The organism is Nocardia vinacea (genome assembly GCF_035920345.1).
GTDB lineage: Bacteria > Actinomycetota > Actinomycetes > Mycobacteriales > Mycobacteriaceae > Nocardia > Nocardia vinacea_A.
Genome location: NZ_CP109149.1, coordinates 151,806 through 152,153, shown reverse-complemented (window position 1 = coordinate 152,153; position 348 = coordinate 151,806).

The window sequence follows — 348 nt, the reverse complement described above, 5'->3', positions numbered from 1 at the left end:
AAGCGCACCGTAATCGAGATGGCAGAGATCTCCACCGGTGGGCAGACAGTTCACCGCGATGCCGCAGACTTCGGCGAGCCGCCGTCGGCAAGGGATCCAGGTTCTCCATCCGCCGCCACGGCGCCGGACTCACATCAGCCCACGACGCGTGAGGTGGGAGCGATGCCGGTCGACTCAGCGGGCGCTTCAACCACAACGACGTCTGTCGACCCAACCTGCTGCTCTATCGAAACGAAGTATGGACCGTCGACGGGGACCTGGCCGGACCTAGTGATCCACTCTGGAACGCAATATTCTTCTTTGAGCGTGCGATAGTTAGTTTGCCGGATGAGGCGAATTGAGCTCGGG